Annotated in this window: 1 protein-coding gene; it reads left to right on the top strand. The window is 58.1% G+C overall.

Annotation, left to right across the window (positions count from 1 at the left end):
* A partial coding sequence (locus AAEY83_RS18090) for a hypothetical protein (RefSeq protein ID WP_351061463.1) occupies positions 1 to 241 on the top strand: 241 nt, incomplete at both ends.

Here is a 241-nt window from a genome sequence, read left to right as displayed (position 1 = left end):
CACTGGTACTCGCTGGAGGATTTCAGCGCATCGCCGGACGCCGCCGTTGTACCGGGTAAAAGCCGCAGGGCGGCGCGGCAGAGTGATGAAGACTATGAGTCAGCCCTTGAAGAGCTGCCCGACGATGTCGATGCGGCAGATGAACATTTCTATCTGGCGTCCGAGTCGATGCCCGTCAAACCTTTCACTGCTGACGAGTTGAGTGCGATGCGCAGCGAAACGCGCTTTTCGTTTCTCAGCA

Origin of the sequence: Psychrobacter sp. TB20-MNA-CIBAN-0197 (assembly GCF_040309765.1) — a bacterium.
GTDB lineage: Bacteria > Pseudomonadota > Gammaproteobacteria > Pseudomonadales > Moraxellaceae > Psychrobacter > Psychrobacter submarinus.
The sequence above is the reverse complement of the archived record's forward strand: the minus strand, read 5'-3'. Positions and strand labels throughout refer to the sequence as shown.